The organism is Psychrobacillus sp. FSL H8-0483 (assembly GCF_038637725.1).
In the GTDB taxonomy this organism is placed as follows: domain Bacteria; phylum Bacillota; class Bacilli; order Bacillales_A; family Planococcaceae; genus Psychrobacillus.
Genome location: NZ_CP152052.1, coordinates 480202 through 502203, shown reverse-complemented (window position 1 = coordinate 502203; position 22002 = coordinate 480202). Strand labels below are relative to the sequence as shown.

At 35.3% G+C, this 22002-nt stretch carries 20 protein-coding genes; 11 read left to right on the top strand and 9 right to left on the bottom strand.

Features of this window, described 5'->3' with window-relative positions; all coding sequences use genetic code 11:
* Positions 1 to 57 precede the first annotated feature (57 nt).
* The 7 genes from MHB48_RS02450 to MHB48_RS02420 all read right to left on the bottom strand — a co-directional run bounded on the left by MHB48_RS02450 (position 58) and on the right by MHB48_RS02420 (position 6816).
* Positions 58 to 1374: a hypothetical protein gene (locus MHB48_RS02450; protein ID WP_342599985.1), complete on the bottom strand. Its 1317-nt coding sequence runs from the start codon at positions 1372 to 1374 to the stop codon at positions 58 to 60.
* Complete coding sequence (locus MHB48_RS02445) at positions 1371 to 2078, bottom strand: DNA-binding response regulator (protein ID WP_342599984.1); 708 nt, start codon at positions 2076 to 2078, stop codon at positions 1371 to 1373. The genes MHB48_RS02450 and MHB48_RS02445 overlap by 4 nt, the downstream gene beginning before the upstream one ends.
* A gap of 43 nt (positions 2079 to 2121) precedes the next feature.
* Entirely contained in the window at positions 2122 to 2874 is a 753-nt protein-coding gene (locus tag MHB48_RS02440; RefSeq protein WP_342599983.1) for a histidine kinase, read from the bottom strand.
* 81 nt (positions 2875 to 2955) lie between these two features.
* The gene (locus tag MHB48_RS02435; protein ID WP_342599982.1) at positions 2956 to 3957 is read right to left on the bottom strand and encodes a dipeptide ABC transporter ATP-binding protein; all 1002 of its coding nucleotides are present in this window, start codon (positions 3955 to 3957) and stop codon (positions 2956 to 2958) included.
* Positions 3954 to 4967 (bottom strand): ABC transporter ATP-binding protein, encoded by a 1014-nt coding sequence (locus MHB48_RS02430; RefSeq protein ID WP_342599981.1) that lies wholly within the window; start codon positions 4965 to 4967, stop codon positions 3954 to 3956. The genes MHB48_RS02435 and MHB48_RS02430 overlap by 4 nt, the downstream gene beginning before the upstream one ends.
* Positions 4968 to 4979: 12 nt before the next feature.
* Positions 4980 to 5900, bottom strand: coding sequence for a nickel ABC transporter permease (nikB, locus tag MHB48_RS02425; protein ID WP_342599980.1), 921 nt, complete (start codon positions 5898 to 5900; stop codon positions 4980 to 4982).
* A gap of 13 nt (positions 5901 to 5913) precedes the next feature.
* Positions 5914 to 6816, bottom strand: a complete 903-nt coding sequence (locus MHB48_RS02420; protein ID WP_342599979.1) for an ABC transporter permease subunit — start codon at positions 6814 to 6816, stop codon at positions 5914 to 5916.
* A gap of 200 nt (positions 6817 to 7016) precedes the next feature.
* Here MHB48_RS02420 and MHB48_RS02415 point away from each other — a divergent pair, with 200 nt between their 5' ends.
* The 7 genes from MHB48_RS02415 to MHB48_RS02385 all read left to right on the top strand — a co-directional run bounded on the left by MHB48_RS02415 (position 7017) and on the right by MHB48_RS02385 (position 16035).
* Positions 7017 to 8591, top strand: coding sequence for a glutathione ABC transporter substrate-binding protein (locus tag MHB48_RS02415; RefSeq protein WP_342599978.1), 1575 nt, complete (start codon positions 7017 to 7019; stop codon positions 8589 to 8591).
* A 63-nt stretch (positions 8592 to 8654) separates the two neighbouring features.
* Complete coding sequence (locus MHB48_RS02410; RefSeq protein ID WP_342599977.1) at positions 8655 to 9896, top strand: amidohydrolase family protein; 1242 nt, start codon at positions 8655 to 8657, stop codon at positions 9894 to 9896.
* A complete protein-coding gene (locus MHB48_RS02405) occupies positions 9893 to 11107 on the top strand; it encodes an amidohydrolase (protein ID WP_342599976.1) in 1215 nt (404 codons plus the stop codon). The genes MHB48_RS02410 and MHB48_RS02405 overlap by 4 nt, the downstream gene beginning before the upstream one ends.
* Positions 11108 to 11557: 450 nt before the next feature.
* On the top strand, positions 11558 to 12442 hold the full coding sequence (locus MHB48_RS02400; protein WP_342599975.1) for a DMT family transporter: 885 nt from the start codon (positions 11558 to 11560) through the stop codon (positions 12440 to 12442).
* A gap of 195 nt (positions 12443 to 12637) precedes the next feature.
* Entirely contained in the window at positions 12638 to 13483 is an 846-nt protein-coding gene (locus MHB48_RS02395; RefSeq protein ID WP_342599974.1) for a class I SAM-dependent methyltransferase, read from the top strand.
* A 10-nt stretch (positions 13484 to 13493) separates the two neighbouring features.
* A complete protein-coding gene (locus tag MHB48_RS02390) occupies positions 13494 to 13799 on the top strand; it encodes a nucleotide pyrophosphohydrolase (RefSeq protein ID WP_340917449.1) in 306 nt (101 codons plus the stop codon).
* A gap of 403 nt (positions 13800 to 14202) precedes the next feature.
* A complete protein-coding gene (locus tag MHB48_RS02385; protein WP_342599973.1) occupies positions 14203 to 16035 on the top strand; it encodes a DL-endopeptidase inhibitor IseA family protein in 1833 nt (610 codons plus the stop codon).
* A 79-nt stretch (positions 16036 to 16114) separates the two neighbouring features.
* Here MHB48_RS02385 and MHB48_RS02380 read toward each other — a convergent pair whose 3' ends face one another.
* Positions 16115 to 17473, bottom strand: coding sequence for a DUF4179 domain-containing protein (locus MHB48_RS02380; RefSeq protein ID WP_342599972.1), 1359 nt, complete (start codon positions 17471 to 17473; stop codon positions 16115 to 16117).
* Positions 17474 to 17489: 16 nt separating this feature from the next.
* Entirely contained in the window at positions 17490 to 18011 is a 522-nt protein-coding gene (locus tag MHB48_RS02375; protein WP_342599971.1) for a sigma-70 family RNA polymerase sigma factor, read from the bottom strand.
* Positions 18012 to 18541: 530 nt separating this feature from the next.
* Between MHB48_RS02375 and MHB48_RS02370 the strand changes: the two genes are divergently transcribed.
* From MHB48_RS02370 to MHB48_RS02355, 4 genes are all read left to right on the top strand, one after another.
* Positions 18542 to 18976, top strand: coding sequence for a hypothetical protein (locus tag MHB48_RS02370; protein ID WP_342599970.1), 435 nt, complete (start codon positions 18542 to 18544; stop codon positions 18974 to 18976).
* A 598-nt stretch (positions 18977 to 19574) separates the two neighbouring features.
* The gene (locus MHB48_RS02365) at positions 19575 to 20357 is read left to right on the top strand and encodes a HAMP domain-containing sensor histidine kinase (protein WP_342599969.1); all 783 of its coding nucleotides are present in this window, start codon (positions 19575 to 19577) and stop codon (positions 20355 to 20357) included.
* A 60-nt stretch (positions 20358 to 20417) separates the two neighbouring features.
* Positions 20418 to 21710, top strand: a complete 1293-nt coding sequence (locus MHB48_RS02360) for an ATP-binding protein (protein WP_342599968.1) — start codon at positions 20418 to 20420, stop codon at positions 21708 to 21710.
* Between the two features lie 121 nt (positions 21711 to 21831).
* Positions 21832 to 21999 (top strand): YfhD family protein, encoded by a 168-nt coding sequence (locus MHB48_RS02355; protein ID WP_342599967.1) that lies wholly within the window; start codon positions 21832 to 21834, stop codon positions 21997 to 21999.
* Positions 22000 to 22002 lie beyond the last annotated feature (3 nt).

Genomic DNA, 22002 nt, shown 5'->3' with positions numbered 1-22002 from the left:
ATCAGTAATTCCAAATCCCGCTAAATGATTTGTAAAGTTATACATTTACTAAAAGTGCTATTTCCAAGTGGAAGATTCTGAAATTAACTCGACTTCTGCAAAGAGCATGCTAAAAACGGAAAAAGCCCCGGATATAAGAAAACTTAACCAAATTGTTTGCAATGATGTTAAACCTCCAAATAGTGTTGCACTTAACAACCATCCAACAACAATCGAATAGGGCATTAATCTTGATATCTTACGTTTGGATAAAACGATAAATAACATTACTGGGATAGAAGCTGCATAGAGATGGCCATAGAAAAATAGGAAATCTAATAAACTAAATTTTACAAAATGAGTAATAACTAATATGGAAAATAATAATATTCCAGAAAAAATATACGATTCTTTTCTCATCTGCTTATCTGACATAGTCTTCTTAAACGGAAGACGTATATGCTTAATAAAGTGAATCGTCGTAGCATGAACCTCTCCATTAATTGTTGTAGATAAAGCACCAAAACAGAATAAAAAGAATAAAACAGATAAAAATATAGGGTTTATTTTTGTAATAAGTTGAAATAAAAGCGTATAAGTTTCTCCAAAGGGCCCTTCAAATATTACGATCATAAGCATTGCAGACAGTGCTATCGGTACAGTGCTCCATACAAAAGCTGTTGACCAAAAAGTAAGTCGAACTTTTTTGGGTTCAATCATGTAAAGCCTTTGCCAAGTCGATCGATCCGTAAATACTTGTCCAAAACCTACTAGCATAAACGTTGCAATAAAGGCAAAAGCTTCTTGGTTTTTTGCAAACAATAAATAAGGATGATATAAGCGAATACCATCATAAACTTTAAAAGACCCCTCTTGTATGAAAAAATACAGTGGGATAAAAATAATGGCAGAAAAAATAAAAAATATACAGATGCCTTCAATCCTATGTATCCACTTCATCCCTCCAAGCCCCGCAATAGCAAAACAATAGAGGAAGAAGATCAATAGAGAGATTGTATATGGAATATTAAATATTAAATCAAATAAAACGGCTGCCCCAATTGCTTGCATGAACAATGAATCTAACCCTAAAAAAAGAATGACAATGGTCATGAACAAATAGCCATCTTTTCGTAGCCGCTTCTGCAACACATCTCCGATTGTTTCAATTTCAGGAAATCTTTTTCTAATTTTATTTGCAAATACACCGAACATAAATATAGAAAATGCTCCAACTAAAGAGTAACCAATTCCTCCTAGCAATCCGTATTTCACTAATGATTCCGGAGAAGATAGAATTGTGTTTCCTGTAATCCATCGTGCTAATAGACTAATCATTCCTGTTGAAACACCAAAAATTATAGAACCCGTAATATAGTGACGATACGTTTTCATATCCCTAATCCTTTAGCTTTTTTAGGATTTGCTCGATACTCGGATGGAGTTATCCCAAATTGTTTTTTAAACATAGCACTAAAATAGTGTTGGCTATTAAAGCCTGCTTTTTCTGAAACAACAGCCATACTCATATCCTTACGATCTAATAATAGCTTTTTAGCCATTTCCAATCGATAGGCATTTAAATAATCAGCAAAACCAATTCCCACTTCTTCATAAAATTTACGACTTAAATAAGTAGAATTCATATGTATGCGATTGGCTACAATGCTTAAGCTTAACTTTTCATTAAATTCTTCTCGAATTATTCGTATTACTTCTTGAATGGAATCATTCTGAGAGCTCCATTTTCGATACTTTTCAAGCAAACCTAACAGTTCTTCTTCTACTATGGGTTTAGTTAAATAATCGTTTACTCCTATTCGTAAGGAAGATTGTGCATACTCAAATGATTGATAGGCTGTAACCATAATAATATCCATTTCATAGTTCTTCTTTAATTCTTTAGCTAGCTCCAAGCCGCTCTTTCCAGGCATTTGAATATCTAAAAATGCTAAAGATATATTAACCTTTCCAGCTATTTGAAGAGCAATAGATGCATCTTGGGCTTTGTAGAACGTCCAATTAGGAAACTGGGGTTTCATAATATACTCCAGTTGTTCTAATTCCAGAGCTTCATCGTCCACAAGTAAGATATTCATGTTTTCTCCTTTCTACCGCTTCTATTAAGAGACGGGAACATTTTTATTTAGTTAATGGAAATTTTACTTTAACTAGCGTTTCGTTTTCAATGTATGTCATATGGAGATAGTGAACTTGCTCTGGAAATAACAAATCTAATCTCTTTTGGATATTTCGAATTCCGTAACCTTCTTCTTCCGGGCTATAATCTTTCTTTTCAATAAGCTGTTCAATATGATATGTATTCCATACTTCTATGTACATAAAATCATTTGAGTGATAGACGTTTATTTTCAATCTTGCAGGACCCACGTTTTTCTCAAAGCCATGTTTAAAAGCGTTTTCAACAATAGTTTGTATCATAAACGGAGGCAATAGTGCATCTTCACATAAGGCTTCTATTTTTTGAATTACTTCCAGCCTTTCTCCAAAACGCAATCTTTGAATTTCTAAATAATTATTCACATAGGCGATTTCATCTTTCACTTTTATAAGGGAAGAATGCGTAATATATTTAAACTTAAAAAACTTGGCCATTACTTCCAACCCTTTTATCAATTCTTCTTTTCGGTCAAGACGTGCTAAACTTAACATCGTATTAAGCGTATTGAAGAAAAAATGTGGTTGTATTTGCTGATTTAACTGATCGTAATTTGCATGTTGCAACTCTTTTTCTAATGTGAGTTTTGACGCTTCTTTTTGAAGATTATCTATATGTCGCTCAAAAACCATTACAAATGAAAGTGTAAAAGCTCCTACAAGAGGAGCTAATACACAGATCAAGACGTATAATGAAAAAGATTCCAAGGGCATCATGATGCATACGTCCTTTCTCAAATATCCTTGTTCTTTATAGTATCTTGATAATAATGAATAGTAAATCATTTATAGGGCGATTTATGATGTAAATAATTCCTCCGCAAAATGACAAGCGACTGAATGAGTTGCACTTAATTCTCTTAGCAAAGGCTCCTCTTGTGAGCAACGTTCTGTTGCAAAAGGACAACGGGTATGAAATCTACATCCTGTAGGTGGGTTCAAAGGAGATGGAACATCGCCCTTCAAAATAATTCTTTCGCCCCTCTTCGTTTCATCTATTACAGGAATAGCGGAAAGAAGAGCTTTCGTGTATGGATGCATTGGCTTATTAAATAAGGAAGATTTATCAGCTATTTCTACCACTTTCCCTAAATACATGACCATCACACGATCCGAAATATGTCGAACTACACCTAAATCATGCGAAATAAATAAAAACGTTAGATCGAATTCCTTTTGAAGCTTCTTTAGTAAGTTTAATATTTGAGCTTGAATCGATACATCAAGTGCAGAAACTGCTTCATCACAAATAATGATTTCTGGATTTACCGCTAGCGCTCGTGCTATCCCAATTCGTTGTCTTTGCCCACCTGAAAACTCATGTGGATATCTTTCTAAGTATTCTGGTCGCAAACCAACATGGTTCATAAGCTCTAACATTCGAGCCTCTCGCTTATTTGGAGGGAGAACTTTTTGAATGGCCATTGCTTCTTCTAACATTTGGCGTATCGTTCGTCTTGGATTTAAAGAAGCATATGGATCTTGGAAAATCACTTGAATATTTCCTCTTATGCTCCGTAGCTCTTTTTTGTTCATTTGCAGGAGAGATTGACCTTTAAATAATACGTCCCCACTGGTTGGTTCATCTAATCGTAAGATAGATCTTCCTGTTGTCGATTTACCACAGCCTGATTCGCCTACGATACTTAATGTTTCCCCAGGATACAGGTCAAAATCAATTCCATCGACCGCTTTTACAACCTGTTTCGGTTGGAACATCACTTCTTTTTTCAATTCAAAGTGCTGCTTTAGTTCTGAGACTTGTAATAATGGACTTTTCTCTTGGAGGACATTACTCATGGTGCTACCACCTCTTTTGCTAAACTATCTTGCCATTCATCTGAATACTTCCAACATCTTACTTTGCTATTCTCATCAAATTGGATTAAATTTGGCTGCTTTTGAATACAAATATCTTGTGCAAATGGACATCTTTCCGCAAATCGACAACCCTCTGGATAGTCATATGGACTCGGCACAGTTCCTTCAATGATTTGGAGTTCTTCTTGATCTTCATATAGCTTCGGCAAGGATCCGATTAGCCCTTGTGTGTATGGATGCAAAGGATTTTTAAATAGATTTTTTGCTTCTTGGTGCTCTACAATTTGTCCTGCATACATGACACCAACTTGATCACACATCTCGGCAACAACACCTAAATCATGCGTAATAAAAATAATCCCCATGCCAATTTTCTTCTGTAAATCTTTCATGATTTCTAAAATTTGTGCTTGAATGGTAACATCTAACGCTGTAGTTGGTTCATCCGCAATTAGAACCTCTGGAGTACAAGCTAACGCCATGGCAATCATGATTCGTTGTCTCATACCGCCACTAAGCTGAAATGGTTCCTGCTTTGCTCTCTTTTCAGGGGATGGAATACCAACCAAACCAATCATTTCAACAGATCGATCCCATGCTTGTTTTTTAGACAGGCCTTGGTGTAATCGTAATGCCTCCGCAATTTGCTCCCCTACAGGAATAACTGGGTTTAAACTAGTCATGGGTTCTTGGAAAATCATCGAAATTCGATTTCCTCTAATTTTTCTTAACTCCTCGTCAGTCATTTTTACTAAATCCTGACCTTTCAATAGAACTTGCCCGTCTACGATTTTCCCAGGTGGAGAAGGTATTAATCGAAGAATGGATAACGAAGTCATTGATTTACCACATCCGGATTCTCCAACGATCCCTAGCGTTTCTCCTTTTCTTAAAACAAAATCTATGCCATCGACAGCTTTTGCTGTACCTTTGTTGGAAATAAAATGTGTCTTTAAGTTTTTTACTTCTAAAACAACTTCCTTTTCCATTTTTTATCCCCCTTAGTTCAAATCAATTCGTTTATTGAAAACTCTATACATAACGTCTACTAGTAAATTCACGAATACGAAAACTAAAGAAGCTACTAATACGCCACCTTGAACCATTGGAATATCTCGTGTGCGTATGGAATCTACTATCATTCTACCTATACCATTTATGGCAAATACAGATTCTACTAGAACAGTTCCGCCTAGTAAGCTACCAAATTGTAATCCTACAACTGTAATAACAGGAATTAACGCATTTCTTAAAGCATGTTTATAAATAATGACATGCCCTTTTAGTCCTTTGGCTTTTGCCGTACGGATATAATCTTGTCCCACAACTTCAAGCATGCTTGAACGAGTCATACGAGCAACAATTGCTGCTCCCCCCGCCCCTAGAGTAATAGCTGGCAAAATAATATGTGCCGTACTGTCCCAACCAGCTACAGGTAACCATTGTAATTTTACAGAGAAGACATACATTAAAAGAAGACCTAACCAAAAGCTTGGTAATGATATACCGATTAACGCTACTACCATTACACTAATGTCTGAGAAGGAATATGGTCGTACAGCTGATATGATTCCCGCTATTAACCCAAGGACAATGGTGATCATAATACTAAAGAAAGCTAGCTCCATAGTAATAGGTAAACGAACCATGATTTCATCCATTACAGGTTGGTTATTTTTCAATGAGTTTCCTAAATCTCCTTGAAAAACATTGCCGATATATGAAAGATACTGTTCATGAAGTGGTCTGTTCAAACCTAAATCTTCTCTTAGTTCATTAATTGTTTCCTTTGATGCTCCTTCACCGGCCATAATAACCGCAGGATCACCTGGTACCATTTGCATAATTAAAAATACAACTAATGTGACACCTAAAATAACAGGTACTATTTGCGCTAAACGTTTTAAAATAAATAAAAACATAAGAACCCCCCCTTTATTTTTTCGATCTAGGATCTAAAGCATCACGTAAACCGTCGCCAAATAAATTAAACCCTAGTACTAAAATTGCTATCATAAGACCTGGAAAAATGGCCATATAAGGTGCACTGAAAATGAAATCTCTTCCACTAGACAACATTGCTCCCCATTCCGGAGATGGTGGTTGTGCACCTAATCCTAAGAAAGATAATCCTGCTGCTGACAAGATAGCTGTCGCAAGTCGCAACGAACCTTGTACAATGATTGGTGACAATATATTAGGTAAAATATGTCGGAAAATAATGATAAAATCATTTGCTCCTAACGTTCTAATAGCATCTATATATTCTAGTTTTTTCACTTCCATCGTTGAACCTCGAACGATTCTAGCAAATAGCGGTATGGAGAAAACTCCTACAGCGATTGTTACATTTATAAGACTTGGTCCCAGTGCACTAATGATTGCTAGTGCTAATAGAATTCCTGGGAAAGCAAGCATTACGTCTAAGCAACGGCTAATGATTGTATCCACCCATTTTCCGTAATAACCAGCAATCAATCCTAATACTATTCCAAAGAATGCTCCGAAAGTCACTGAAGAAAAACCTACCCCCAGAGATAATCTAGAGCCGTATAAAATTCTACTTAATATATCTCGCCCTTTATCATCAGTCCCCATCCAATGCGCCAAAGATGGAGATTGTAACTTATCTTGTAGATTAATCTCATATGGATCATACGGAGCTAATATAGGTGCTAAAAATGTAAGTGATATATATAGGAGAATTATCACCCCACCAACCACCGCTGCTTTATTCTTTCCTATTGATGAAAAAAACGTTTTCCATTTTTCTCTTCGAAGTTTCTTTCTCGCTAAAATCAAATTTACTGACTCTACTTCCGCACTATTAATCGTCATTTTACAAACCCCCTCGTTCTTCTTCCTTTTCGTAATAAGGTAACATCACGATATATAAGAAAAGAGATATTGTAAATAGACATAAAAAGAATAGTCGAAATTCTTTAAAAAATAGTAAATATTTTAAAAATATTATTAATTCTTTTATTTATAATTGGGAACTAGCAACAAAAATAAGAAACAGTTAGAGGGGGAACAGAATGAAGAAATTTAAATGGATTCAAATGATCGCTTTTGTTTCTGTTTTAGTACTTCTTTTACAAGGGTGCTCAACAGGAAATTCAGCGGAAAAAGAAAATAAAAGCGGGAAAGAAACAGCAAGTGGCGATAAAACAGGTGGAGAACTAGTTGTTGTCCGCTTATCAGATGCTACTGGTCTTGACCCACATTTTATTACAGATATACCTTCTGCAAATGTGGTTCACGGAAAAGTATATGAAACGTTACTTGCATTCGATAAAGATAGAAATTTTGTTCCTTTACTTGCAACTGAATGGAAGCAAGTAGATGATTTAACGTGGGATTTCACATTAAGAGAAGGTGTTAAATTCCATGATGGCACTCCTTTTAATGGTGAAGCGGTAAAAGCTACATTTGACCGATTACTAGACCCTGCAACAGGATCACCTCAAAAAGATAAATTAGGAATGATTTCTGAAGTAGTAGTAGTTGATGACACTCATGTAACAATTAAATTATCTACACCATATGCTCCATTGCTTTCTATTTTAGCAAGTAATGAAGGCAGCATACTAAGTCCTAAAATGATTCAAGAAACACCTGACGAATTAGCAACACATCCAGTAGGTACTGGACCTTTTGTATTTGATTCATGGAAATCAGGTCAAGCAATCACCCTAAATAAAAACAAGGATTATTGGGGAGAAAAAGCGAAAGTTGATAGTGTAGTATTTAAAGTAGTGCCGGAAGATGCTACTCGTCTTGCAATGATTGAAAGTGGAGAAGCACATATTTCTGATCAGGTTCCTGTTACTGAAATTGAGCGAATTGAAAATTCTGATAAGATGAGCCTTTTCAGAACAGATGGTTTAGCTGTTGAATACTTAGGATTTAACACGACAGTAGCTCCTTTTGACAACGTGAAAGTCCGTCAAGCAATTAGTTATGCTATTGAAAGAGAAGCTATTATTTCAGGGGTTTACAATAACGTTGGAACACTTGCAAATGTTGCGATGAGTCCACAAGTATTTGGATATAGCGCAGAAGTTAAAGCTTATCCATATGATGTAAACAAAGCAAAAGAATTATTACAAGAAGCTGGTTTCGATAAAGGTATTAAAGTTAAGCTATTAACAAGTGACCGTAAAGAACGAATTAATATGGCTGAAGTTGTTCAATCTCAACTTAAAGGCATTGGTGTAGATGTAGAAATTCAAGTAATGGAATACGGTTCATATATCCAACAAATCGAAAATTCAGAACACCAAATGCTTATTGGTGGATGGGGTAACGCTACTGGTGACGGGGACTACAATCAATACAACCTGTTCCACTCAGCATCTGTTGGTGCACCAGGAAATCATTTTTATTACCAAAACCCTGTAGTAGATAATCTTATCGAACAAGCTCGTGTAGAAACTGAACCGAGTAAACGAGAAGAAATCTATAAAGAAGCAATGCAAATTGAAATGGACGATGCTGTGTATGTTCCAATTAGAAACTATGAGCTTTTAGCTGTTTATAGTAATAATGTAGATAACTTTTGGTTAGACGCTTCGAATTACCTAATGCTAAAAGACGTAACTGTAAAATAAAACACTTCAAAGAGACTGGTAGTTAGCTATTCCAGTCTCTTTGAACTATTGGGAGGATAACAAATGAAATCGCTACTTATTAAAAATGCGCGCCTTGAAACTGGCTTTGCATATGAAAATGGACGTATCGTTCAAACAAATACAGAGCTTTTCGATGTGCTAATTCAGGATGGAAAAATTGCAGAAATAGAACAAAATATACAATACGCTGGTTACGAAACTATCGATGCTAACGGAAAATTATTAATGCCTTCCTTCCGAGAAATGCATATTCATGTAGATAAAACCTATTTCAGCGGACCATGGAAAGCTTGTAAACCAATTACAAACGGTATTTTAACGAGAATTGAAGAAGAGCAAGAATTGCTACCAGCTCAACTTTCTTCTGCTTTAAACCGAGCGGAAAACATGATCGAGTGGCTAATCTCTCAAGGTCATACACATATCCGCTCTCATTGCAATGTAGATCCTCAAATTGGAACGAAGCATATTGAAATTACAAAAGAAGCTTTCAAAAAGTTTGAAGACCAAGTAACTTATGACATTGTTGCTTTCCCGCAACACGGGCTATTACGTTCAAAGGTAGAACCTTTGATGCGCGAAGCGATGAAAATGGGAGGAACATTAGTTGGTGGTGTCGATCCAGCTACTATTGACCGTGATATCGACCGCTCCCTTAACCTTACAATGGATATTGCCGTAGAATCTGGTCATGGAATAGACATTCATATTCATGATCCAAACTCCCTTGGTGCTTTCCAATTTTACAAGCTTGCCGAGTTAACAAAACAAGCTAGAAAACAAGGTCAAGTGACAATTAGCCATGCAATCGCCTTGGGTGATCTCCATGGAAAAGAATTAGAAGAGTTAGTGTCTGTCTTAGCAGAAACAACAATTGACGTTACGTCAACTGTCCCAACTAACCGCCCTACTATTCCTATACCTTACTTATATGAAAATGGTGTAACTGTTTCCGTTGGTCATGATAGTTTAACAGATCATTGGTCCCCTTTTGGAACAGGTGATACGGTTGCAAAACTAAGTACTTTAGCAGAAAGATTCAAGTTCATCGATGAATACTCCTTAAACCGTTGTTGGAAATACGCATCAGGTGGAATTACTCCTCTTAATGATGCTGGAAGTCGAGTATGGCCCCAAAAAGGAGATGCAGCAAACGTGCTTCTTCTCGATGCGGTATGTTCTGCACAAGCAGTAGCTAGAAGACGTCCTATTACACATGTTATTTCAAAAGGAAATATTGCTTATACAAATGAGGGAGCTTTAGCGAAGGAGATTACAAAATGAGTAAAGTTAAATGGCTTTCTAATGTGAAATTAGAAACTGGAGAAAAATTACTAGCTAATGGAACAGTTGAAACAGAAACTGCTTTATTTCATCTAAAAATAGAAGATGGAAAAATTGTAGATCAATTAACAGCAAATGAAGTAATCCCAGCTGGACATGAAGTGATGGACATGCACGGGAAGCTTGCCTTACCTACTTTTAAGGAAATGCATAATCATTTAGATAAAACGTATATGACGTTAGACTGGAAAGCTTGTACTCCAGTTGCAAACCTTAAAGAGCGTTTAGATTTCGAAGCAAAAGAATTATCTATTTTAGCGGATAGTGCGGAGCAACGAGCAACGAAAATGATTGAGACTCTTCTTCAATATGGATCTACGCATATTCGCACGCATGTGAATATCGATCCGTATATTGGGTTAAAAAATTTAGAAGGCGTTATTGCTGCACTAGATTCATTTAAAGGCAAAGTAACTGCTGATATCATTGCATTCCCACAACACGGACTGTTACGTGAATCCGTTCCCCAATTAATGCGTGAAGCTATGAGAAGTGGCGCAACAATGGTTGGTGGGTTAGATCCTGCAGGAATCGATAATGCCATCGAGAAATCACTATATGAAGTGATGGATATCGCAACGGAATTTAACGCGGATGTGGACATCCACTTACACGATGGAGGCTTCGTCGGTTATTATACAGCGGACAAATGGATTGATATAGTAGAACAAGCAAACTATCAAGGTAGAACAGCTTTGAGCCACTCCTTCTGTCTTGGGGATATCCCTGTTCCACAACAAATAGTTGTTGCCAACCGTCTTGCAGAAGCAGATGTAGCCATTATGTCTACTGTCCCGATTACGATTAATCGAGTAATCCCTCCGATCGACCTGTTAGATGCTCACGGAGTAAAAGTACACTTCGGCTGCGATGGTTTTTATGATTCATGGAGTCCATATGGAACTGGTGATGTATTAGAAAAAGCGACTCGTTTTAGTGAACTCACTCGTAAGATTGATGAAAAATCACTAAGAAACGCACTTAAATGGGTAACTGGTGGAGTATTAGCCCTAAACGAAGAGGGTCAAAAAGTTTGGCCAGAAATCCAAGATGATGCAAGCTTTGTGTTTTTTGACGCTGCTTCTTCTGCAGAAGTTGTTGCTCGAAAACCAAAAAACCGTCTAATAATGGTCAAAGGTGAATTAGTATAAGAAAAGCGCAAATCGCGCACTTAAAAGCCAAATCTGTTGCACTTGTTTCAGAAGTGCTTTGGACTGACTTTCACTACATCATTACCGTAGGGTAGCTAGATGGGAGGAAAGTGACTGGTGTCATTTTCCTCCCATCTTTTTTCGGTAATTTTGTGAAGTTCGTCTTTCCTTCGCTCTTCTACAACTTTAGGCAACATGTTAGTGTTACTCTGGTTAATGAGAAAATTAATACTTTCCTATTCGTAAATTTAGCTCCCGAAGATGCAATTTCGGGAGCACCGCTTTATATGATATGATGGATGCTTACTATTTTTGCTGTCATTTGCTCTTTTACACGTTTGAGAAATACTTTAAATAACTGTTTATCAGTGCTTAACAAATAGAGGAAGAGCCTCCCCCACATTCTCTATTCAACTTTCATCCGAGCGAAAGAAAGGAACAAAACTAAACATGAATAAACAATGGATTACTTACTTAATACTTTTAGGATGCGTCATTGCTTGGGGAAGTAACTTTGTTTTTGGATCTATTTTAGTTGCTGTATTTGATCCTAGCATTATCGCATTTTTCCGACTCATATTTATACTTATTTTCCTTTTCTTCATGACATACAAAGATGTTAAAACTCAGAAACTAACCGTACAAGACTACATATGGCTAGCGGTAGCTGGATTTATAGGAGTTTCTTTGAACCAATGGAGCTTTTACGCTAGCCTTCAATATACAGAGCCTGTCACTGCTGCATTAATTCTAGCTTTATCACCGATAGTTACTGCACTACTCTCCTCCTATTATTTCAAAGAGAGAAAAACTCTCCCGTTTTGGCTTGGTTCTTTTTTAGCTTTGCTTGGTGTTTGGCTAGTAATAACAAAGGGTTCATTACTTGTACCGAACTTTGGTAAAGGGGAAATCTTAATTAGTTTAACAATGATATCCTTTTCTATATTCTTGATTTTTGTTCAACATTTATCTAAATCTATACACCCTTCTACCATTACTTTGTACAGCAATATATTCGGTCTTTTAGGGCTACTTCCTTTCGTCCCTTGGAATAAAACCCACCTTGTTTTATCTGTACCATTTTCTTATTGGTTGTTACTTATCATTACAGCAATTATTATGCATGGGTTATGTACATACTTGTGGAATAATTCCATCTATAAAGTTGGAGCTTCAAAAGCAGCACTTTTATTAAACCTGGAACCTTTTGTTGCAATGATATTTGGACTACTCCTATTAGGAATTGGTATTGACCTCCTTCAATTATTAGGTGCTTTTGTTATTGTAATAGGTGTAACCATATCACTTCGAACAAGATCACACAGTAAACCTTAAACAAGCTCTTTTTACATTAGAGGTGCTCCTTCATATTTGCTAACTCATTTAAAATGCCCCTACTTTTAGAAACATTGTAGGAGCTTTTTTCATTTACAGCACCCTATAAAATAAAATGAATTATTATTTTTTTCTAATAATTCATATAACTAGTTCCTCTTCTCCGTGTAAAATACATGTATAAGGGGTGAAGGTATGAATAATCGAAATATAGAAGAAATTGTTAAGTGTATGCCACCAAACGAATTCGATCCAACTATTCAAAAAGTGCAAACAGAACATCGAATGAAACTAGTGGATTTTTGGAATATTAAAGCTGGCAGCAAAGTATTAGAGATTGGCTGTGGGCAGGGCGATACTACTGCTGTTTTAGCATATATCGTTGGAGATGAAGGTTATATTCATGGAATTGATATAGCTTCACCTGATTATGGAAGCCCTGTTACTTTAGGGGATTCTATTAACTTTTTGAAAAATTCACAGGTAGGTAATCGAATACGGGTTGATTTTGAAACAAATGTACTCTCAAACGAAGTAGAATTTCCAGAAAAGTCCTTTGACTACATTGTTTTATCTCATTGTTCTTGGTACTTGAAAACCCCCGAAGAACTACATGACATACTGAAGAAAATAAAAAAATGGGGGAACATATTATGCTTTGCTGAATGGGACACGAGAATTCAGACAAATGATCAACTTCCCCACTTCTTATCGGTACTAATCCAAGCACAATATGAATGTTTTAAAGAAAGTAGCCTATCCAATGTTCGAACACTCTTCACACCTAAAGACCTGCAAAATATTGCAGAAAGAGCAGGATGGAAAATTACTGCTGAAACTACCCTTGACTCTTCTCAGCTTCAAGATGGAAAATGGGAAATAGAGTATACACTAGCTGAATATAAAGAAGAGCTGAATTTAGTTAATCATTTACCCTCTAAATTTACTACTTTGCTCCATTCAGAGATATTTTTATTGGAATCTGCAAGGAATCACGGTAATGTTAAATCGATGTCTACTTATACTTTTTTAGCAAAGTGAGGAAATCAGCATGAAAGAATTGACAGCAGAAATATTAAAGTTTCGAGATGATCGAGGCTGGGGTGGAAATCATGACGCGCGAAGCCTCGCTATTTCCGTTTCTTTAGAAGCAAGTGAACTTTTAGAACACTTTCAATGGGTTTCTGCAGAGGAAGCCATTCAAAAAGACAAGCAAGCAATCGTAGATGAAGCAGCAGATGTTTTCATTTACCTTTTACAATTGGCAAATGTGTTAGACATTGATTTAAAAGAAGCGGCACAGCAAAAAATGTTAAAAAATGCTCTGAAGTATCCAGTACCTGTTTCTGTGGAATAACATTTAGATTAATCCAAATAACTGAAATAAGAAACCATTTTGGACATATAATAATAGGAAAACTGCAGCAATACTCGAGTAATTCGAGTAGCTGCAGTTTTTTTTACGAATAATTCCTATCAATACATACTATTAATAATAGGGTGAGTTAATTTCATCAATAGTACTTTGTCATTTAAATAAGAACATTTATCACTTCGTTGATTGAAGCGTCCGCCTATAGCGGAAATCAACTATATTTATTCCGTTATATTCCTTTAGTATTTATTGTTCATGCTTTTTCATGTAATTTAGAAATATGAAATTGACTCTGGTGAAAATTTTTTTTTAGTTGTAACGGAACTGTATTCTTTACGTCTAACTAAATGTTAACAATAAAAACAATTTATGGAGGTTTTATTTAATGATTGGAATTTTTAAGAAGGTTTTGATTACTGGATTAACCGTTATCTTATTATGCATTCCATTTTCACAAAATGCTCATGTGTTAGCAAAAGAACACTCGAAAGGGGAACATAAGGGAAAATATAAGAATGAATTAACTACAAAACAAGCAATTAATCTGGCTATTGAATTGAATAAAATATCCAATTATGTACAGCGTGGTGGTGACTATAAGAAAGATGAGTATAAAACATTTTCACATAATAATAAAACATATCGCTATTTATCTAGCTCTATAGATACAAAAAAAGAGTTAAAAAAATACTTGGAAAAGGTTTTAGTTCCTTCAGAAGCAGAGCAATTTGTGAAAAGTCGAGGAATTATTGAGTATAGGGGCAAACTAGCACAAGTCGAAGAAGTGGATGGCGGTTCTTTATTGCAATGGGAAAGAGCTTCTGCACAGTATGTGAAAACAGAAAAGAATACTTTCTACTATCAATTAACTGTTCCTGTTTGGAGTACAAGTGAAAATCAAGACTTCATAGTCGAGTATCAATATTTCAAAAAAGATGGATGGAAAATTAGTAAAGAACCTGAACAAGAGAAAATCACGGCTATTTCAAATAAACTAGCTGTCGAACTGGCTGCAAAATTTGAAGAAGCTTCACGCTATGTTCAAGCTGGTGGAGAGTATGGACGCGGTGAATACAAAACATTTTTCTATAATGGATACACATATCGCTACCTATCTAGCAAAATCGATACAAAAACTAAGTTGTTGAACTATTTAACACAATCGATGACACAAGCTGCTGCCGAGCAGTTTATCAAAGACCGCGGAATTATCGAATACAATGGAAAACTCGCACAAGTTGAAGCAGACGGTGGATCTTTAGCACAATGGTCAAAAGCTACCGCTGAATTTATGAAGACGGATATGAATACAACGTTTTATCGAGTAACTGTTCCAATTGGAAACACAAAGGAAATTCAAACATATATAGTAGAATATCAATATATTGATCGAGCTGGATGGAGAGTTAGCAAAGAGCCTAAACTAGAGCAAAGTACAGCAATCACAGACAAAATAGCAGTAGAACTTGTAGCTAAGTATAAAGCAGCCACAAGCTACGTTGAAGCCGGCGGAGAATATGGATATGGTGAATACAAAACATTTTTCTATAATGGATACACGTACCGCTATCTAGCAAGCAAAATCGATACAAAGACTAAGTTGTTGAACTATTTAACACAATCGATGACACAGGCTGCTGCCGAGCAGTTTATTAAAGACCGCGGTATCATAGAATACAATGGGAAACTTGCACAGATTGAAGCAGACGGTGGTTCAATGGCGCAATGGTCAAAAGCTACCGCTGAATTTATGAAGACAGATAATAATTCAACATTCTATAGAGTAACTGTTCCGATTGGAAACACGAACGAAAAACAAATGTACATTGTGGAATATCAATATGTTGACAAAGCAGGTTGGAGAGTTAGTAAAGAGCCTTATGGGAATTTAGATATTCCTGGCAATATAAATCCAATTTCAACGCTATTCAATTATTTACTCGTTGACTCAAAAGTAGCACAAAATCAGTTCCTTCCCTACTCTTCTTTTCAAGTGACAGAATTTAAAAAAGGAATAAAAAAAGTAGAATTGACTAAATTAAAGGAAATCGGAAGAAGCAATTCACAAGTAGAATTTATTGCGTATTTTAACGCCGAGCTAGAAAATAATTATAGAGGTCTACTAAAGAATGGTGAAAACAAAATGTATTTCACTGTTCAACCGACTGGATCGATGGAATATAAAATAGACCGAGTGGGCATTGTTAATATGTATTAAATAAACATAACAAAATATCGATAAATAAAAACGAGGTTCTTGAACAATGAAATATTGTTTAAGAACCTCGTCTTTTTTTTTATTTTATTTCCACTTCTACATCCTCTTCTATCCACGATGGGTAAAAATTAAGATTCAACCGAATTGGATTTGTAAAATTTGTAATAGATTTATCTGGTAGTTCAAATTCTATTTTCTTTCCCACTCCAGGAACGTTTATCATTGAACCTTTCACATAATTAGAAACACTTGGTGTACGCCCTCCAGTAATTATAGAAAATTCATTTCCTTTAGCATCTATAAATTTATGAAAGTTAACCATATTCTTATCGTAATCCTTATCGACTTGCACTATAAAACTGACTTTATTATCCTTCACTTGCAGGTTAGAGAATATCGATTTTGAAGGCTCTTCCAAAAACTCCTTAGATTCGGTATCGATTAAAATATGCGCTTCATCTTTATCCATCGCTGCAATTTTCCCAAAGGTTAATGTCAATTCTTTCGGATCATGGAAATAAAAGCTCTCCTTAAGTGGAACCTCCCACAAGTCCCCTTTCGAAAGTACCTTAAATGAATTTCCAGACATAGCAGACCAAGTCCTGCCCGTCTCGTCCACTAGCTTTAATTCATCAAATGCTCTAGAAAGAAGTTTCTTAGAGTTATTAGGATTTTCCTTTATTCTAACTGTAGTTTGTATTGGATCAACGATGAGATTCTTTACTATGAATTTTTGACCTTCAATGGTTACTTCTTTGTTGACTTCAATTTCTTTACTTTTCACAGTCATTTTTTTATAAGAAAATGGAATTCTAAAGTGTTCTATTTTATTACCATTTTTCAAACCTACTACCCACGAGAGATCTTTCCCTTGTTTTACGTTCCAAATATGTTCTGATGTACTAAAAACATCGGAATTTTCCTTAGTAGTCAAAGGAAGAGAATTATTACCTAAGTCAAAACTAAAATATTTGGTGTGTAATCCCGACCATAATTGAATATATTTTAGTTCAAGGGAGCTTAAATCTATTTCTTTTGACTGGACAGAATAGAATACAACCATTCCTTTATTATCTGCAATTACTCCATCAAGAGTTACTGTAATACCGTTCTTTTCTTGAGACAGATTTATAGGTTGATAGAAGTCATTTTCTACCGCTGCGGTTAAACCTCTATCTTGCTGTATAAGAGAAACAATCTTATCCAGACCAGGAATCGAAGCAACTTTACTTGCGAATACAGGAGATACAGAGATAGATGTAACAAATGAGATGAGAAGGATGGCAGCTATCGCTATCGACCATGTACTTCGTTTTCTAATCATACTTCTTTTTAACGCTCGTTCATTTTTCGCTTTCTCGAACCCACTTTGTACGGCAACATACAGTTTGTCCTTTGGTACATCAACTTTATCAATTAAACTTTTCCTCTGCTCCAATTTCTTTTTTTCCTCCTCAAACACGTTTCATCTCCCCTTTCTCTTCAAAATTGTGCCTAAATGCTCGCAACGCCTTATGTAGTCGTGTTTTAATCGTTCCTTCTGGAGTATTCCACATAACGGCGATGTCCTTTATTTTGACATCTTCAAAGTATTTCAAGTGCAATAACTCTCTATTGTAATCAGATAAATTTAATAGAGCTTCTTCCACTTCCAAAAAAGTGAAATCTTCACTTACTCCCTGCATTCCAAGTATCCTTTCCTCCAGCACTTCCCTCTTACTTTTCTTTATGACATCCTGACAATAGTTCATCATTATTCGGATGAGCCATGTCTTAAAGTAAGCAGGCTCCTTCACTGTTTTCAAACTGCGATAAGCCCTATACGTTACTTCCTGGACTGCTTCTAATGCATCTCCTTCGTTTTTTAAATAAGATATTGCTGTTCGATACAATGCTTCTTGATAGGAATGGATTAGTTCTAAAAACGCATCTTCATTACCTTTAATCGCTTTCTCCACCAATTTCTTTTCGCTCAAGATTTCACCTCATTTATTTACCCTTATCTATTAGACACGCAATTACGAAAAAAGTTTTAGAAATTAAATGCACCTATTTTTTCTAGGTGTATGAGTATTCGATCACATACAATTGTTAATTTTACCTATCTCCAACTATATCTGAGTCTACAGTAGGAAGTATAAAAAACTTCAGCAAATCTAATAAGTTATCGTTAAATAAATGACGAGGATCGTGAACAATTTTAAATTGTTCACGATCCTCGTCTTTTTATAATATAGGTAGTTAAAATTAATTAATCTTTCTATAGACACACATACAAAATTTATTACTATACGAAAAACGGGCTACCAATACCCCGGAAAGCGAGCGGATTTTCGGCAGATAACAACATGATTGTTTTAACAAAGCCTTGTATTAAACTTCTTTATTACGTAAAAAGCAATAATTTTCTCCTTTATTAAGAAAGTATTCCCAAAATTAAAGATATTACTTGCAAAATGGGGTATACTTATAGTATTAGTCCGTGTACAAGTAGAGGAGGTACTATATGTCTGTCGCTAGTGAAGCATCCCAAGTAAACCTGGATTTTCTAATAAATGATTTAGGTCTTAGTCAAGTATCTAACACTGCCCTATTTCGTAAGGGAAATATCTTTGTTATTTCACCATCTGTTCAAAATAAATCCAACACGTTTGAATTAGGTGAATCACTGATGAAGAAATTTAATCCTGAGACCGATGAAGGTTATTTACTTATTCGAATAAAAGAAAAGTTCCTAATGGCAAAACTTCATTCTTTCCAAAGAAAAATGATGACCCCAGAAACGGAAAAAAGCACAAAAAGCAAGCCCTCATTTTGGAAATTCAACGTTATTGAATCCATTATTCCACGTATAGAAAATAGTGGAGATAGAGAGTTAACGTATAAAATTCAAGCCCCAACTCAAAAGCAGTTAGTTTCTTTTTTTAACAAAGAAAAGTAAATAAAATGCAAATGCACCCAGGCATATACCGATCATGTATATACCTGGTTTTTTTGTTCAATTTAAATAAATTTTCAAAATAATTAATATAAACTATTGAATATTACTTTTCCTCTAGTTACTATTAACCTATAAACAATTGGGAAGAGGTATACCCGTGGGAACTATAACGATGAACTTTCTATTCAATCTTTCCTTATTAATAATCTTGTTTTTCCTTTGTTTTTCTGTATTCAGGAGATCCGGTAGTATTCTTATACACAAACGAACTGCGCTATTATATTTTACTGTGTCATTGGTTCTTTGCAACATATTTACCTATCCATTCGGTGATGAATTTGTATTAGATTTAAGAATAATACCATTTTTAATTGGGGGACTTTATCTAAGGCAAAGTCCTGCTTTGGGTTTATTGGTCATTTTCATGCGTGGATTTCACGGAATTGATTTTGGTTTTATGGTAGGATGCGTCATTTACACGACTTTCAGCATTTACTTATGGGTTATTTCCCCGTGGTTTATGAGGCTCACTTCAAACCATCGAATTCTTTTTTCTATGGGACATGCTTTTTTTCTGAGTGTTGGTATCCTAATCCTTGTGTTAAAAATTGCACCATCTAATGATATACCTGATTTGTTTTTTGCTTATTTAGTTGTTCCTCCTCTTGGGGTAGTGATAATTGCATATATTATAGAAATGATTGAAAAAAACAATCTTTTACGTCATCAGTTAATTATTGCTGAAAAATTAGAAGCAATTGAACAAATGGGTGCTGCTATCTCACATGAAATTCGCAATCCATTAACAACAGCACTTGGTTTTGTCGAACTGCTACATAAAGACAATCATGACATGGAAAAAAGAACACAATACCTTGCTATCCTAAAAGATGAATTGGATTCAGCCGAAAGAATTATCCAAGATTATCTATCCTATTCCAAACCAATACTTGAATCAGTAGAACCATTAAATGTACAGGAAGAACTAATGCACGTTATTAAGTTATTACAGCCGTTAGCTAACTATCATTCTGTTAAATTATCCACTAACTTCTCTTCGACTAGATTAATGGAAGGAGACCGTTCTAAGTTTCAACAATGCTTTATAAATATTATTAAAAATTCTATTGAATCTAGACCAAACGGTGGTACATTACTAATAGAAGCAGTAGAAACGACAACTCATATAGTCATTACTATACAAGATAATGAAACAAGCATTTGTAGCGAAGAATTAAAACAAAAAGACTTCTCTATGACACTTTCTTTCAGTATCGTGCGTGCGATGAAAGGGACGATTGATGAAGTAAAAAGGGAGAACGGAAAAGGGGAATTTTTGAAATTTTCTTTTAAACCGATAAAACCTCATTTGAAGCGTTGAGTAAACTAACACATTTTTAGACAGTATCTGCCCATTCTGTTGTTGAAGAGAGGTAATACGTTGGAATTGACTAAACACTTTTTTTTTAACCTATCTTTGTTAATAGTATTACTTTTTTTAGGTTTGTTATGGGTTGAAAGGCTGAATATTACAAGGTCTATTAAAAGAGTAGCCTTCTTTTATCTTGTTATTAGTTTCTTCATCTGTCTCGCATTTAGCTATCCTATACACGAAGGCTTCTATTTTGATTTAAGAAATATTCCTATTATTATTGGCGGTCTCTATATGGGACTAGGCCCTTTATTGGGGTTAGTTACCATTGGGATTAGTGGAATGAATGGTGTTGACTTCGAATTTTGGCTTACCGCAATATTCTATAGTGCTATTTCTTTCTCGTTATGGAGGCTTTCTCCATTTTTTTTAAAACAATCATCTAATCAACGAATCCTATTTTCAGTTGGATTTACATTTTTGCTTAGTTTAATACAAACAGTTTTGGAATTTGTACATCTGCCTTACCCTTTGTACGATGTATATTTTGCTTTTTTATTCATCCAACCATTAGGAGTTGGAATGATTGCATACTATATCGAGGAAACAAGAAAATCCACCATTTTGAGCGAAAAACTCTTAAAAGTAAACAGGCAGGAAGTAATCGAGAAAATGGGTGCTGCTATTTCTCATGAAATAAGGAATCCACTGACAGCAGCAATCGGCTTTGTCCAGCTTTTGCAAAGTGAGAATATTTCTGATGAAAATCGATTGCAATACCTTTCCATTTTAAGAAGAGAGCTTAAATCAGCGGAAAGAGTCATTCAAGATTATTTGAATTTATCTAAACCTGAAATAAAGTTAGTCGAATCCCTTATCGTCCAAGAGGAAATACAACAAGTTATCCAATTACTGCAACCTTCTGCAAATCGGAATTCCGTTCAAGTAATAACTAACTTTTCACATGAGGCAACTATTGAGGGTGACCGGCAGAAATTCCATCAATGCTTAGTGAATATAATGAAAAATGCCATTGAAGCAATGCCGAATGGTGGAATATTAAAGGTTGAGACACACTCCACACAAACAAATGTGAGTATAACAATTGGGGATACAGGGTCTGGTATGACATCTGAACAAGTGGTTCGGTTAGGAGAACCTTATTATTCAACAAAAGGCGATAAAGGAACAGGCCTTGGTATGATTGTTGTTTTCAGCTTTATCCGTGCAATGAATGGAACTATACATGTAGAAAGTGAACTAGGTGTAGGTACGACATTTGAAATTATGTTTAGTTCACCTTCTATTTCCGTTGCACAAACAGAAACGAAGAATACAACAAGGGAATTGGTTTTGAGATAAAATTCCATACTACCTAAAGCACTGGGAAAAAAACCCTCAGTGTTTTTTTTTATTTTATGAGTAGAAACAAACCTTCCATGCCATATTAGTTAGGTACGTAATATACGAAAGGAGGATTTGCATGGGTAGAGATAATAAACAAGGGAAAAGTCAGAACAAAGATACGCTCCCTCAAACGCCTAAAAATCAAAAAATTAAACCAAATGAAATTCAAGAAGAATTTGCTCGAGAATTTGGTGAACTGGAACATAACGAATCGTTTAAAAAACGAAATAATAAAAAGAAATAAATT

What these genes read in the sequence shown, in the direction of transcription:
- MHB48_RS02450 (WP_342599985.1), bottom strand. Translation starts at nt 1,374, where the DNA reads ATGAAAACGTATCGTCACTATATTACGGGTTCTATAATTTTTGGTGTT.
- MHB48_RS02445 (WP_342599984.1), bottom strand. Translation starts at nt 2,078, where the DNA reads ATGAATATCTTACTTGTGGACGATGAAGCTCTGGAATTAGAACAACTG.
- MHB48_RS02440 (WP_342599983.1), bottom strand. Translation starts at nt 2,874, where the DNA reads ATGATGCCCTTGGAATCTTTTTCATTATACGTCTTGATCTGTGTATTA.
- MHB48_RS02435 (WP_342599982.1), bottom strand. Translation starts at nt 3,957, where the DNA reads ATGAGTAATGTCCTCCAAGAGAAAAGTCCATTATTACAAGTCTCAGAA.
- MHB48_RS02430 (WP_342599981.1), bottom strand. Translation starts at nt 4,967, where the DNA reads ATGGAAAAGGAAGTTGTTTTAGAAGTAAAAAACTTAAAGACACATTTT.
- nikB (WP_342599980.1), bottom strand. Translation starts at nt 5,900, where the DNA reads ATGTTTTTATTTATTTTAAAACGTTTAGCGCAAATAGTACCTGTTATT.
- MHB48_RS02420 (WP_342599979.1), bottom strand. Translation starts at nt 6,816, where the DNA reads ATGACGATTAATAGTGCGGAAGTAGAGTCAGTAAATTTGATTTTAGCG.
- MHB48_RS02415 (WP_342599978.1), top strand. Translation starts at nt 7,017, where the DNA reads ATGAAGAAATTTAAATGGATTCAAATGATCGCTTTTGTTTCTGTTTTA.
- MHB48_RS02410 (WP_342599977.1), top strand. Translation starts at nt 8,655, where the DNA reads ATGAAATCGCTACTTATTAAAAATGCGCGCCTTGAAACTGGCTTTGCA.
- MHB48_RS02405 (WP_342599976.1), top strand. Translation starts at nt 9,893, where the DNA reads ATGAGTAAAGTTAAATGGCTTTCTAATGTGAAATTAGAAACTGGAGAA.
- MHB48_RS02400 (WP_342599975.1), top strand. Translation starts at nt 11,558, where the DNA reads ATGAATAAACAATGGATTACTTACTTAATACTTTTAGGATGCGTCATT.
- MHB48_RS02395 (WP_342599974.1), top strand. Translation starts at nt 12,638, where the DNA reads ATGAATAATCGAAATATAGAAGAAATTGTTAAGTGTATGCCACCAAAC.
- MHB48_RS02390 (WP_340917449.1), top strand. Translation starts at nt 13,494, where the DNA reads ATGAAAGAATTGACAGCAGAAATATTAAAGTTTCGAGATGATCGAGGC.
- MHB48_RS02385 (WP_342599973.1), top strand. Translation starts at nt 14,203, where the DNA reads ATGATTGGAATTTTTAAGAAGGTTTTGATTACTGGATTAACCGTTATC.
- MHB48_RS02370 (WP_342599970.1), top strand. Translation starts at nt 18,542, where the DNA reads ATGTCTGTCGCTAGTGAAGCATCCCAAGTAAACCTGGATTTTCTAATA.
- MHB48_RS02355 (WP_342599967.1), top strand. Translation starts at nt 21,832, where the DNA reads ATGGGTAGAGATAATAAACAAGGGAAAAGTCAGAACAAAGATACGCTC.